This window comes from Sulfuracidifex metallicus DSM 6482 = JCM 9184 (assembly GCA_032834875.1).
Lineage (GTDB): Archaea > Thermoproteota > Thermoprotei_A > Sulfolobales > Sulfolobaceae > Sulfuracidifex > Sulfuracidifex metallicus.
Genome location: CP135238.1, coordinates 1 through 13,192, shown reverse-complemented (window position 1 = coordinate 13,192; position 13,192 = coordinate 1). Strand labels below are relative to the sequence as shown.

11 protein-coding genes and 2 tRNA genes are annotated in these 13,192 nt (G+C 38.8%); 11 read left to right on the top strand and 2 right to left on the bottom strand.

The annotated features are described in order from the left end of the window. Window positions 1-4: 4 nt before the first annotated feature. From RQ359_RS00065 to RQ359_RS00040, 6 genes are read left to right on the top strand one after another with little or no spacing between them, the layout of a single operon-like run. Entirely contained in the window at window positions 5-3,388 is a 3,384-nt protein-coding gene (locus RQ359_RS00065; protein WP_156016372.1) for a DNA-directed RNA polymerase subunit B, read from the top strand. Beyond that, entirely contained in the window at window positions 3,381-6,029 is a 2,649-nt protein-coding gene (rpoA1, locus tag RQ359_RS00060) for a DNA-directed RNA polymerase subunit A' (protein ID WP_156016373.1), read from the top strand. The genes RQ359_RS00065 and rpoA1 overlap by 8 nt, the downstream gene beginning before the upstream one ends. A gap of 2 nt (window positions 6,030-6,031) precedes the next feature. Then, window positions 6,032-7,207: a DNA-directed RNA polymerase subunit A'' gene (gene rpoA2 / locus RQ359_RS00055; protein WP_156017889.1), complete on the top strand. Its 1,176-nt coding sequence runs from the start codon at window positions 6,032-6,034 to the stop codon at window positions 7,205-7,207. A gap of 3 nt (window positions 7,208-7,210) precedes the next feature. Beyond that, window positions 7,211-7,528 carry a 50S ribosomal protein L30e gene (locus RQ359_RS00050; protein ID WP_054838571.1) on the top strand — a complete coding sequence of 106 codons (318 nt, stop codon included), beginning with the start codon at window positions 7,211-7,213 and terminating at the stop codon, window positions 7,526-7,528. A gap of 1 nt (window position 7,529) precedes the next feature. After that, window positions 7,530-7,961: a NusA-like transcription termination signal-binding factor gene (locus tag RQ359_RS00045; protein ID WP_156017891.1), complete on the top strand. Its 432-nt coding sequence runs from the start codon at window positions 7,530-7,532 to the stop codon at window positions 7,959-7,961. A gap of 10 nt (window positions 7,962-7,971) precedes the next feature. After that, the gene (locus RQ359_RS00040) at window positions 7,972-8,415 is read left to right on the top strand and encodes a 30S ribosomal protein S12 (RefSeq protein WP_054838572.1); all 444 of its coding nucleotides are present in this window, start codon (window positions 7,972-7,974) and stop codon (window positions 8,413-8,415) included. Window positions 8,416-8,443: 28 nt separating this feature from the next. Here RQ359_RS00040 and RQ359_RS00035 read toward each other — a convergent pair whose 3' ends face one another. Next, window positions 8,444-8,896, bottom strand: a complete 453-nt coding sequence (locus tag RQ359_RS00035) for a bifunctional nuclease family protein (protein WP_240900028.1) — start codon at window positions 8,894-8,896, stop codon at window positions 8,444-8,446. Between the two features lie 73 nt (window positions 8,897-8,969). Here RQ359_RS00035 and RQ359_RS00030 point away from each other — a divergent pair, with 73 nt between their 5' ends. From RQ359_RS00030 to RQ359_RS00010, 5 genes are all read left to right on the top strand, one after another. After that, window positions 8,970-9,554, top strand: a complete 585-nt coding sequence (locus RQ359_RS00030) for a 30S ribosomal protein S7 (RefSeq protein ID WP_054838574.1) — start codon at window positions 8,970-8,972, stop codon at window positions 9,552-9,554. A 44-nt stretch (window positions 9,555-9,598) separates the two neighbouring features. Beyond that, window positions 9,599-10,906 carry a translation elongation factor EF-1 subunit alpha gene (gene tuf / locus RQ359_RS00025; protein ID WP_054838575.1) on the top strand — a complete coding sequence of 436 codons (1,308 nt, stop codon included), beginning with the start codon at window positions 9,599-9,601 and terminating at the stop codon, window positions 10,904-10,906. Between the two features lie 62 nt (window positions 10,907-10,968). Further along, window positions 10,969-11,277, top strand: coding sequence for a 30S ribosomal protein S10 (gene rpsJ, locus RQ359_RS00020; RefSeq protein ID WP_156016375.1), 309 nt, complete (start codon window positions 10,969-10,971; stop codon window positions 11,275-11,277). Between the two features lie 38 nt (window positions 11,278-11,315). Beyond that, a tRNA-Ser gene (locus RQ359_RS00015) sits at window positions 11,316-11,398 on the top strand. A gap of 51 nt (window positions 11,399-11,449) precedes the next feature. Continuing rightward, window positions 11,450-11,526, top strand: a tRNA-Met gene (locus RQ359_RS00010). Here RQ359_RS00010 and treZ read toward each other — a convergent pair. Next, entirely contained in the window at window positions 11,483-13,186 is a 1,704-nt protein-coding gene (gene treZ, locus RQ359_RS00005) for a malto-oligosyltrehalose trehalohydrolase (RefSeq protein WP_156017893.1), read from the bottom strand. The two genes, RQ359_RS00010 and treZ, sit on opposite strands and share 44 nt — an antisense overlap. Between the last annotated feature and the right edge of the window lie 6 nt (window positions 13,187-13,192).

Below are 13,192 nucleotides of genomic sequence, written 5' to 3'. Positions count from 1 at the left end.
ATAAATGTCAAGTTCAACTTTAACTATAGATGATAAATGGACTCTTGTAGAAGCATACTTTAAGGCAAACGGGTTAGTAAGGCAGCATCTGGATTCCTTTAATGACTTTATTAGAAATAAACTGCAAGAAATAATTGATGAGCAAGGAGAAATTGAAACAGAGATACCAGGTTTAAAGGTTAAGCTAGGGAAAATAAGGATCGGAAAGCCTAGATTAATGGAGACTGACAGAGGAGATAGAGAAATTACACCTATGGAGGCAAGATTAAGAAACCTAACCTATGCAGCGCCATTACATTTAACTATGATACCTGTGGAAAATAACATCGAAGGCGAACCTTCAGATGTTCATATAGGAGACTTACCAATTATGCTTAAATCAATAGCAGATCCCACTTCTCAGCTACCTCCAGAAAAATTAATTGAAATAGGTGAGGACCCAAAGGACCCAGGAGGATACTTCATAGTCAATGGATCGGAAAGAGTAATAGTAACCCAGGAGGATTTGGCTTCAAATAGGGCTTTGGTAGACAATGGTAAGACTAGCTCCAATATTACACATACAGCAAAAATAATATCTAGTACCTCTAGCTATCGTGTTCCAGTTACGATAGAGAGGATGAGAGACGGAACGATCCAGATCTCCTTCTCTGCAGCGCCAGGGAGAATACCTTTCGCGATATTAATGAGAGCCTTAGGGATAACAACAGACCGTGATATTGTATACGCTGTATCGTTAGATAACGAAGTTCAGAACGAGTTACTTCCCTCATTAGAGCAGGCTAGTTCCATAAATAATTCAGAGGATGCCCTAGATTTCATAGGCAATCGTGTTGCTATAGGTCAAAAAAGGGAAAGCAGGATCCAGAAAGCAGAGCAGATACTGGATAAATACTTCCTTCCACATTTAGGTACAACGCCAGAAGATAGATTGAAGAAGGCATACTATCTAGCTTCTTCTGTATCTAAAGTAATCGAGTTACTTCTAGGGAAGAGGGCTCCAGATGATAAAGATCACTATTCTAACAAGAGATTGAAGCTTGCTGGAGACTTATTTGCTAGTCTATTTAGAGTCGCATTCAAGGCTTTCGTAAAAGATCTTAAGTATCAGCTGGAAAAATCAAAGGTTAGAGGGAGGAGGTTAGCATTAAACGCTCTTGTAAGGCCAGATATTATAACAGAGAGAATTAGGCATGCCCTGGCAACTGGAAATTGGGTAGGCGGAAGGACGGGAGTAAGTCAGCTTCTAGATAGGACCAATTGGCTGTCAATGCTAAGTCACCTTAGGAGAGTAATTTCATCCTTAGCTAGAGGTCAACCTAACTTTGAGGCTAGAGACTTACATGGTACTCAATGGGGTAGGATGTGTCCATTTGAGACTCCCGAGGGTCCAAACAGCGGTTTGGTTAAAAACCTAGCTTTAATGGCTCAGATTTCAGTTGGCATAAACGAGACAATAGTAGAAAGGACTCTATACGAACTAGGCGTAATCCAGGTAACTGATGTAATCAGAAAGATAATAGAGGAAGGGGAAGATCAAGAAACGTATCTCAGTTGGTCTAAAGTTTATCTAAATGGAAGGTTGATAGGTTACTATCCAGATGGAAATGATCTAGCCAATAAAATTAGAGAGAAAAGAAGATCAAACGAATTAAGTGATGAGGTAAACGTTTCTTATATCTCAACCGAGTTTATAAATGAGGTTCAAATAAACTGTGATTCTGGAAGGGTTAGAAGACCTCTTATTATAGTAAAGGACGGAAAACCCCTCGTAGATAAGGAGGATATCGAAAAACTTAGGAGAGGAGAGAAGAACTTTGAAGATCTGGTAAAAGAAGGTAAAATAGAATATCTGGACGCACAAGAAGAGGAAAATTCGTATATATCAATTGAGCCAGAGAACCTTACGACTGAGCATACTCATATGGAAATTTGGGCTCCATCGATTTTAGGTATAACAGCATCGATTGTTCCGTATCCAGAGCATAACCAGTCACCTAGAAACACTTATCAATCTGCTATGGCAAAGCAAGCTCTAGGTTTATACGCCGCAAATTATCAGTTGAGAACAGACAGTAGAGCTCACTTGCTTCACTACCCACAAAGACCATTAGTCAGCACTAGAATTCTAGACGTAATAGGATATAATGAGAGACCAGCTGGGAATAACGCAATAATGGCTATAATGTCATATACAGGATATAATCTAGAAGACGCAATTATTATGAATAAGACGTCAGTAGAAAGGGGAATGTACAGATCAACCTTCTTTAGGTTGTATTCTACAGAGGAGGTAAAGTATCCAGGAGGTCAGGAGGATACTATTGAATTACCAGAAGCTGGAGTTAAAGGATATAAGGGAGCCGAATTTTACAAGTCATTAGAGGATAACGGAATAATACCTCCAGAGACAGAAGTAAAGGGTGGAGATGTTTTAATAGGCAAAGTAAGTCCTCCCAGATTTTTGCAAGAATTTAAGGATCTATCCCCAGACCAGTCTAAACGTGATACGTCCATAGTAACAAGGCATGGAGAAATAGGTATAGTAGATCTGGTACTAGTGACAGAGACATCTGACGGTAATAAGTTAGTTAAGGTAAGAGTTAGAGACCTTAGGATTCCTGAAATAGGAGATAAGTTTGCTACTAGGCATGGACAAAAAGGAGTAGTTGGTATGCTAATACCGCAGTATGACATGCCTTATACTACAAAAGGCGTTGTACCAGATGTCATACTGAACCCTCATGCATTACCATCTAGGATGACATTAGGGCAATTGATGGAGGCAGTTGCGGGCAAATATGCCGCATTAACTGGGAATAAACTGGACGCGACTCCCTTCTATAAGACACCTATAGACAAACTTCAGCTCGATATCTTCAAGAGTGGCTTCCTTCCAAACGGCATGGAAGTAGTTTACGACGGAAGAACCGGACAGAAGGTTAAGTCTAACGTATTCTTTGGAGTTGTATATTACCAGAAGTTGCACCATATGGTAGCAGATAAACTTCACGCTAGAGCTAGGGGTCCAGTGCAAATACTTACTAGACAGCCTACCGAAGGAAGGGCAAGGGAAGGAGGACTCAGGTTTGGAGAAATGGAGAGAGATTGCCTTATAGGATATGGTACGGCTCTGCTGATAAAGGACAGACTTCTAGACAATTCAGATAAGGCTGTTGTTTACATATGCGAACAGTGTGGCTATGTAGGATGGTACGATCGTTCTAAGAACCGTTATGTATGTCCAGTGCATGGCGATAAAACAAACTTATATCCGGTGACAATATCTTATGCTTTTAAGCTACTAGTTCAAGAGCTGATGAGTATGGTAATTTCACCTAGGCTCATTTTAGGAGATAAGATTTCCTTGGGTGAAGGCAATGAGTGAAAATGAAAAAGTAATTAAAAGAATAAAATTTGGAATAATTTCCCCTGACGAAATAAGAAAAATGTCAGTGACTGCAATAATTACTTCAGAAGTGTATGACGAGGACGGAACCCCGATAGAGGGAAGTGTAATGGATCCTAGACTTGGTGTAATTGAACCTGGTCAGAAGTGTCCTACTTGCGGAAATACTTTGGGGAACTGCCCCGGTCATTTTGGTCACATAGAGCTAGTACGTCCGGTAATACACATAGGATTCGTTAAGCATGTATATGAATTTCTAAAAGCCACCTGCAGTAGATGCGGAAGGCTAAAGATACCTCAGGACGATATCACAAAATATGAACGTATATACAACGCAATTAAAAATAGATGGCCTTCTGCTGCTAAGAGACTCAATGATCATATAAAGAAGACTGCTATGAAAGCCAATCAATGTCCTCATTGTAATACAAAACAAATTAAGATAAAACTGGATAAACCGTATAACTTTTACGAAGAGAGAAGCGAAGGCCTTCAAAGGCTAACTCCTTCTGATATAAGGGAGAGATTAGAGAAGATTCCTGATTCTGACGTCGAACTCATGGGGTATGATCCAAAAACTAGTAGACCAGAGTGGATGATACTTACCGTACTTCCAGTACCTCCTGTTACGATTAGACCTTCCATAATGATTGAAAGTGGTATACGCGCTGAGGACGATCTAACTCACAAACTTGTTGATATTGTAAGGATTAATGAAAGGTTAAAGGAGAGCATTGATGCTGGAGCACCTCAACTGATAGTGGAGGATCTATGGGACTTGTTACAATATCATATTTCCACTTATTTTGATAACGAAATTCCTGGTTTACCTCCGTCTAAACATAGATCTGGAAGACCATTGAGAACTATGGCTCAGAGGCTTAAGGGTAAAGAAGGCAGATTCAGAGGCAATCTATCAGGAAAGAGGGTTGACTTTTCATCTAGAACTGTAATCTCTCCTGATCCGAACATAAGTATTGACGAGGTAGGTGTACCAGAACATATTGCAAAAATGCTCACTGTACCAGAAAGAGTTACAACTTCAAACATAGAAAGAATGAGACAATATGTAATAAATGGCCCAGAGACATGGCCAGGCGCGAACTATGTAATAAGGAATGATGGAAGGAGGATAGATCTAAGATATGTGAAAGACAGGAAAGAGTTCGCCTCTGCCTTAGCACCGGGATTTATAATAGAGAGACATTTAGTTGACGGAGATGTTGTCATTTTCAATAGGCAGCCCTCACTTCATAGGATATCAATGATGGGACATAAAGCCAGAATATTACCAGGGAGAACATTTAGGCTCAATATATTGGTCTGTGCACCATACAACGCAGACTTTGATGGCGACGAAATGAACTTACACGTCCCTCAGTCTGAAGAGGCCATAGCGGAGACAAAGGAGCTAATGATAGTTCATAGGAATATATTGACGCCTAGATACGGAGGTCCTATAATGGGAGGTGGTCAAGATTACATAAGCGGAGCGTATCTTTTGACCGTTAAGACCACCTTACTCACCAAAGAGGAGGTCATGAGGATATTAGGAGTGGTAGATTTTCATGGAGAGATAGGGGAGCCTGCTATTTTGTCTCCTAAGCCATTATATACTGGTAAACAGCTAGTAAGCCTCTTCCTTCCAGAGGACTTCAACTTCCATGGTCAGTCTAATGTATCAAGCGGCTCTAGGCTATGTAAGGATGAGGACTGCCCACATGATTCTTATGTCGTTATAAAGAAGGGCAAACTTTTGGAGGGTGTCTTCGACAAGAAAGCCATTGGAAATCAACAGCCAGAGAGTATACTTCATTGGCTCCTTATAGAATATCCTGAAGAATACGGTCTATGGATAATGGACAATTTGTTCAAAGCTTTTCTGAGATTTATTGAAATACAAGGATTTACTATGTCTCTAGATGATGTGACCTTACCAGAAGACGCCAAAAGGGAGATAGCTGAACAAGCAGAAAAAGCTAAGAAAGATGTAGATAATTTAATTTTACAGTACAAAGAAAGAAAATTGGAGCCAATACCAGGGAGAACGCCAGAGGAGAGTCTGGAGAACTATATTCTTGATGCTTTGGACAAGTTAAGGAATTCAGCAGGTGAAATAGCAACAAAACATTTGGATCCTTTCAATTATGCATATATAATGGCTAGGACAGGAGCTAGAGGTAGCGTTCTTAATATTACCCAAATGGCCGCAATGTTAGGCCAACAATCTGTAAGGGGAGAGAGACTAACAAGAGGATATATGAACAGAACCTTGCCTCACTTTAAGCCATTTGACATATCTCCTGAGGCAAGAGGATTCGTCTACTCTTCATTTAGAACTGGTCTGAATCCTGTTGAAGTTTTCTATCATGCGGCTGGAGGTAGGGAAGGTCTAGTGGATACGGCGGTAAGGACGTCGCAGAGCGGATATATGCAGAGAAGGCTTATAAACGCTCTGTCTGACCTTAGAGCTGAATATGATGGTAGCGTCAGAAGTCTTTATGGAGAAGTTATACAGCTGGCCTATGGAGAAGACGGCGTCTTTCCAATGCAGAGTGCACATGGGAAGTCAGTAGATGTAAATAGGTTAATAGAGAGAGTTGTAGGGTGGAGGAAATGAATATGAATCCTGAGATGGAGAATTATCTTAAGGAAAGGCTTTCTCAACTTGAAAAGATAGTTCCTCCAAAGATATTACAGGATATAGAGAACGGAATAAGAAATACTGATATGGAATTAAGAATGGAAGAAATAGACAAAATATTGAATTTAGCTGTAAATGAATATGAAAAAGAGTTAGTAAATTCAGGAGAATCGGTAGGTGTAGTTGCTGCTCAATCTATAGGAGAACCCGGAACGCAAATGACATTAAGAACTTTTCATTATGCAGGCGTAAGGGAGCTTAATGTAACCTTAGGTCTTCCTAGGTTAATAGAAATAGTAGATTCTAAAAAAACTCCATCTACTCCGATGATGACAATTTACCTTACAGACGAGTATAAATCAGATAGAGACAAAGCTTTGGAAGTTGCAAAGAGACTAGAATATACTAGAGTGGAGAACGTTGTAAGCTCCACGAGCATAGATATTGCATCTATGTCCATAACCTTTGAGTTTGATGTGGACATGCTTTCCGATAAGGGTATAACTATAGATGAAGTGAAGAAAGTTCTATCAAAGTTAAAGCTTGGTGACGTTACCATAGAGGATATAGATGACAACTCTGTGTCAATTACTTTTAATGATATAGACAGCGTAACTGCCCTCTTCAAAATGAGAGAGAAGATTCTCAGTGCTAAGATTAAAGGCATCAAAGGAATTAAAAGGGCTATAGTCCAGAAGAGAGGAGACGAATTTGTAATTATAACCGACGGGTCTAACCTAGAGGGAGTACTCTCTGTAAAGGGCGTCGATCAGAGTCGTGTAGAAACTAATAACGTTCATGAGGTTGAGGAAACTTTAGGCATAGAAGCAGGAAGGGAAATGATAATAAAGGAAATTAAAAGAGTACTTGATGAACAAGGTCTAGACGTAGATATAAGGCACATAATGTTAGTGGCAGACATAATGACTAGAACAGGAATCATAAGACAGATAGGTCGTCATGGAGTTAGCGGAGAGAAAACAAGCGTTTTAGCTAGGGCTGCATTCGAGGTTACAGTTAAACATCTTCTAGACTCAGCAGCCCGTGGTGACATGGAAGAGTTTAGAGGAGTAGTAGAAAACATTATTATAGGGCATCCTATTAAACTGGGTACTGGTATGGTAGAATTAATGATGAAACCAAGTTTAGGGTGATAAATGTTGTCTCAACAGTTGTCATTTGAAGGAGAATTAAAAGTTCTTTTAAAAACTGGAAAAGTAGTTTTAGGATCAAGGAACTGTATCAAAATGCTAAAGACAGGTAAGTTGAAGATGATAATAATAGCATCAACTTTACGTGAAGATATAAAAGATGACATTATTTATCTCGCAAAAGTATCTGGCATTCCATTTTACGAGTATGCAGGAAGCGGATGGGATTTAGGAACTCTGACTGGAAGGCCATTTATAGTATCAGCTATAGGAGTTGAGGAAGAAGGTAGTTCTAAGATTTTGGAACTAGGAAGGGGTGGATGATCTGCCAGAAATTAGGCTAACCCCAGAAGAAATGCGATATATTTCTTTATTTCAGGATATTACAAAGGCCGCAGTTAAAGATTGTATAATAGATCAGGAAAACAATAGGATAATATTTTTGGTGGACAGCAAAGATATGGGGATGGCCATTGGTAAAAATGGTCTTAATGTAAGAAAATTGAAGAACTCGTTAGGAAAGGACGTTGAAATTGTTGCCTATAGTGATAACTTAGACGATATGGTTAAGTTTCTAATGGCTCCGGCTAGAGTCAGAAGCATAAGACTTGTTAATAGTGATTCTAAGAAATCTGTTTACGTAACTGTTGATCCACAAGATAAGGGTATTGCAATAGGTAGAAGTGGAAAGAATGTTGTAAGGGCTAAGCTAATTTTAAAGAGGTATATGGATATTGACAATGTGGTTATAGTATAAGGTGAAGTGAATGGCAGGCAATAAATCGCCAAAAGGAATATACGCAGCAAGAAAGTTGAAGCTTAAGAGGCTAAGATTCAGATGGAATCAAAGAAAGTTCAAGATAAGGATGATGGCGCTGAAGGAGAAATTTGATCCACTGGAAGGAGCTCCTATGGCTAGGGGTGTTGTTCTAGAGAAAGTTGGAATAGAGTCTAGGCAACCTAATTCAGCTGTAAGAAAGTGTGTGAGAGTTCAGTTGGTGAAGAACGGAAGAGTAGTAACTGCGTTTGTCCCCGGAGACGGCGGTGTAAATTTCATAGATGAACATGATGAGGTCATTATAGCTGGTATAGGAGGAACATTAGGTAGGTCTATGGGTGATCTTCCAGGTGTTAGGTTCAAGGTAATAATGGTCAACGGAGTATCTTTAGATGCTCTATATAAAGGCAAAAAACAGAAACCTTCTAGGTAAAATATACAAATATGTGTTCCTTATATAATCAACTTTCTCCTTTATCCTCATTTTCTTGTTCATCAACTAAATTTCTTCTAACATATATTGGCTTTTTAGTAAGTAAGGCCAAAAAGACGGCGTGGCTAGGAATCATTCTTTTCTCAATTACTATTGAATCTCCAAATTTTAGCTCAATTGAGGCGGAATAAACTCCTATCTTTTCATTTAGCTGATCAATTACTACTTTTTCTATGTGTTTTTCCAAATTATCTTTTACTTCTGGTATAAAATTTAAAATATCAAAAACGTTCTCTCTTTCTTCAATTATTCCGTCTTTGTTGTTCAACTTTCTAATTGCAAGTACAATCTCAACTGGTACATTAGATAACATAAACTGTCTGTTATCATCTAAATAACAAACTATTGCGGGTGAATTGTATATTGGTATAAAGAAGGCGTCTACGTTCGTCACTCTAGCTAAATCTTCATTGTTGTCCATTCTATTCATATTTACCATTAACCTTCATAAACTTAAATATCCAGTCGATTTAGTTATAGGTTGGTAAGATCGTATGGAATCAGCGGAAATTACGCCCATTCAAATAAAGGTTTTCGGTAAATGGGATAACAAGGTTGAAGTTAGAGATCCTAGTCTAAAGAGATATATCCCATTAATGCCAGTTTATTTGCCCCATTCTGGAGGAAGGCATGAACACAGAAGATTCGGTAAGTCTAGAATATCTATAGTAGAAAGGCTAATAAACAACGTAATGAGGCCAGGCAGAAATAAGGGCAAAAAACAACTAGCTTACAACATTGTTAAAATGACCTTCGATCTAATTCATGAAAGAACTGGAGAGAACCCTATTCAAGTTCTAGTTAGGGCTATAGAAAATAGTTCTCCACGAGAAGAAGTAACAAGGATAATGTACGGAGGTATTGTATACTACGTTGCAGTCGACGTTGCCCCACAGAGAAGGGTGGATATGGCATTAAGACATCTCGTTACGGGTGCTAAGGATGCTGCATTCAATAATGCTAAACCTATTGAAGAAGCTTTGGCAGACGAAATAATTGCTGCATATAATAACGACAACAGGAGCTTCGCAGTAAAGAAGAAAGAAGAGATAGAAAGGATAGCCTTAAGCTCTAGGTAATTTTTTATTACCTGCAGTATAGAAGCCTTAAGAGTGTGTGATAAATGTCGCAAAAGCCTCATCTTAATTTGATCGTAATAGGACACGTAGATCATGGTAAGAGTACTCTAGTTGGAAGGTTACTGATGGATAGAGGATTTCTAGATGAGAAAACAGTGAAGGAAGCTGAGGAAGCTGCTAAGAAGTTAGGTAAAGAAACAGAGAAGTATGCATTTCTACTAGATAGATTAAAGGAAGAAAGAGAAAGAGGAGTTACAATTAACTTAACTTTCATGAAGTTTGAGACCAAGAAGTACTTCTTCACTATAATTGATGCTCCTGGGCACAGAGACTTCGTAAAGAACATGATTACTGGTGCAAGCCAAGCAGATGCAGCAATTCTAGCAATCTCAGCTAAGAAGGGTGAGTTCGAATCAGGTATGAGCGCTGAAGGTCAGACTAGGGAGCACATAATATTAGCAAAGACTATGGGAATTGACCAAATGATAGTAGCAGTAAACAAGATGGACTTAACTGATACACCTTATGATCAAAAGAGGTTCAATGAAGTAGTAGATACTCTAACCAAATTCATGAAAGGTTTTGGCTTCAACATGAACAAAGTTAAGTTCGTTCCGATAGTAGCACCGACAGGAGAAAACGTTACTAGTCGTTCAGAGCATATGTCATGGTATAACGGACCCACTATTGAAGACTGTCTAGATATGCTAGAAGTACCTCCTAAGCCAGTAGATAAGCCTCTAAGGATACCAATTCAGGAAGTGTATTCCAAGTCAGGTGTAGGAACAGTACCAGTAGGTAGAGTAGAAACTGGTGTATTGAAGGTCAACGATAAGGTGGTTTTCATGCCGGCAGGAAAAGTAGGAGATGTGAGATCAATTGAGACTCACTATACTAGAATAGACAAGGCTGAGCCTGGAGATAACATTGGATTTAACATAAGAGGCGTTGAAAAGAAAGACATAAAGAGAGGTGACGTTGCCGGTCATCCAGACAAGCCTCCAACAGTAGCTGACGAGTTTACAGCTAGAATAATAGTAGTATGGCATCCTACAGCGCTGCCTGAGGGATATACTCCAGTCTTACATCTGCATACTGCTAGCGTAGCTTGTAGAATATCAGAAATAGTGTCAAAGTTAGATCCAAAAACTGGTAAGGAAGTAGAGAAGAATCCAAAGTTCATCAAGCAAGGAGACGTAGCTATAGTGAAGATGAAGCCAATTAAGCCTCTATGCGCAGAGAAGTTTAATGAGTTCCCACCATTAGGAAGGTTTGCAATGAGAGATATGGGTAAGACTGTAGGAGTAGGAGTTATAAACGATGTTACTCCCGCAAAAATAGAGATCAAGTAATGAGGGAGATATATATAACCTTTTATTTTTCTGTTTTCTTTTTAGTCGAGGTGTTATGATATATGCCTTCTAAAGCAAGAATAAGACTTTGGAGCACTAATGTAAAGGATTTAAATTACGTAGTAGGACAGATAAAGACGATCGTAGATAAGACAGGAGTAAGTATGAGAGGTCCTATTCCGTTACCATCGTCGACAATGCAAGTGCCTATAATGAGATTACCCCACGGTGAAGGTCATAAGAAATGGGAGAAGTGGGAAATGAGAATGCATAAAAGGATAATGGATATTGCTGCGGACGAAAGAATAATGAGGCAGTTAATGAGAGTTAGAGTTCCAGAAGACGTTTATATAGAGATAGAACTAATCTGAAAAAACGTTTTAATCCCCGTTGTTCTTTTTATATGAGTGCCGGGATGCCCGAGCGGTTAAGGGGATGGCCTGGAGAGCCATTGGGGGAAACCCCACACGGGTTCAAATCCCGTTCCCGGCGTACGTTAGATTTTTAATCTATATCTACCTATTCAGCTTGGCGAGGTAAAGCAGCGAGGTAGGCCAGCCTGGTAGGCCGCAGGGCTCATAACCCTGAGGTCCCTGGTTCAAATCCAGGCCTCGCTACCATTTCTATTACCACTCCGGTTTCTTCTAGTTGGTACTCTTTTTCCTTTTCCTCTACTTTGCCATATTTGAAGAGTAAGGTGCCGAATTTCCTTTCTGTTAGCGTGGATGCGAAGTTAGCTATTATTCTAATCCCTCCCCTCTCAAATTTTATATAATTACTACTAGCCTCAACATAGAATTTTCTTTTACATTTTTCGTTTATCATTTTTCTTATTTGTATCAATTTTTTATAGGAATTTAAGACCTCATGATCAATATTCCAACTCAATTTGGATAGCTCGAATGTTTCTCTTGCTTGGGGGTCAATATCCTGGCCATTATCCCTTTTCCTTCCTTCCCTTACGCCCTGAATTAGTTGATCATCAGAAAAACTGGAAAAATATAAGAAAGGATTACTCTCTCCATACTCTTCTCCCATAAAGATCATAGGTATAAAAGGTGATAAGACATAGATTGCTGCCATTGTTATTTGTTTAGTCTTACCTACTAATGTAGAGATCCTTTCTCCTCTACCTCTGTTTCCAACTTGATCATGATTCTGAATGTAAACTATAAAACGACAACCATCTACACTATCATCTACCTTTTCTCCAAAGGTTTTGTTTCTAAATTTAGAATAAATTCCATCGTAAACATACCCGTTAGTTAAAGTCTTCTTAACTTGTTCTAGATTTCCATAGTCTTCATAATATCCTGTTCTTTCTCCTGTGACGTAAGCGTGAAGCGAATGATGAAAGTCATCGCACCACTGTGCATCTATGCCGTACCCACATTTGTCTACTTCCCTAATGATTTTTGGATCGTTTAGGTCGCTTTCTGCTATGACTACTCTTTCCATTTTGTGGACTCTCTCAGCTATTCTTTGAAGAATGTGTATAGGAGATGTATCAAATATAGCATGGATTGCGTCTAGCCTAAAGCCGTCTATATCAAAATATCTTATCCAATAATCTACGTTGCTTAATATCAAGTCTCTAACAAAATCGCTTCCGTTTCCATCTAAATTGAAAGATAAACCCCAAGGTGACTTATACATGTTCGAGAAATACGGTCCGAGTTTTCCCAAGTAATTCCCTTCAGGTCCCATGTGATTATAAATCACATCTAAAATAACCCATAGGTTTCTTCTATGTGCTTCTTTAACAAGCCTTTTGAGCGATAAAGGTCCACCATATGAGTTCTGAACTGCAAAAAGATAAGTCTCATCGTATCCCCACCCCCTATCTCCAGGGAACTGATTAATAGGCATCAATTCTATAGTATTTACGTCTAATTCTTTAATATAATCTAATTTTTCTATTATTCCGTCAAAATTTCCTTGACTGGTAAAAGTTCCCACATGTATCTCGTAAATTATCATATCTTCCTTTTTTATTTCTCTTTTAGAATATGATTCATTTATATTAATAATTTGTGAACTTCCGTGTACGCCTTCAGGTTGAAATCTCGAAAATGGATCGGGAATAACTTCACCGTTGCCTAGCCTAAGCTTGTACCTTGAATACTCCTTTATGCTAAATTCTCCTTCAAACATACCACTATCTTTCTTCTCCAAGTCGAGGGTTTCGCTATCATTTAATATTATAGATAATTTTTCTTGATACGGAGCCCAATATGAAAATCTTACTTTATTATTTGATGTTTCATATCCAAATAACATTTCCAT

Excerpts from the sequence above, each read along its gene's own strand:
- RQ359_RS00065 (WP_156016372.1), top strand. The coding sequence starts at position 5 with ATGTCAAGTTCAACTTTAACTATAGATGATAAATGGACTCTTGTAGAA.
- rpoA1 (WP_156016373.1), top strand. The coding sequence starts at position 3,381 with ATGAGTGAAAATGAAAAAGTAATTAAAAGAATAAAATTTGGAATAATT.
- rpoA2 (WP_156017889.1), top strand. The coding sequence starts at position 6,032 with ATGAATCCTGAGATGGAGAATTATCTTAAGGAAAGGCTTTCTCAACTT.
- RQ359_RS00050 (WP_054838571.1), top strand. The coding sequence starts at position 7,211 with ATGTTGTCTCAACAGTTGTCATTTGAAGGAGAATTAAAAGTTCTTTTA.
- RQ359_RS00040 (WP_054838572.1), top strand. The coding sequence starts at position 7,972 with ATGGCAGGCAATAAATCGCCAAAAGGAATATACGCAGCAAGAAAGTTG.
- RQ359_RS00035 (WP_240900028.1), bottom strand. The coding sequence starts at position 8,896 with ATGGACAACAATGAAGATTTAGCTAGAGTGACGAACGTAGACGCCTTC.
- RQ359_RS00030 (WP_054838574.1), top strand. The coding sequence starts at position 8,970 with ATGGAATCAGCGGAAATTACGCCCATTCAAATAAAGGTTTTCGGTAAA.
- tuf (WP_054838575.1), top strand. The coding sequence starts at position 9,599 with ATGTCGCAAAAGCCTCATCTTAATTTGATCGTAATAGGACACGTAGAT.
- rpsJ (WP_156016375.1), top strand. The coding sequence starts at position 10,969 with ATGCCTTCTAAAGCAAGAATAAGACTTTGGAGCACTAATGTAAAGGAT.
- treZ (WP_156017893.1), bottom strand. The coding sequence starts at position 13,186 with ATGTTATTTGGATATGAAACATCAAATAATAAAGTAAGATTTTCATAT.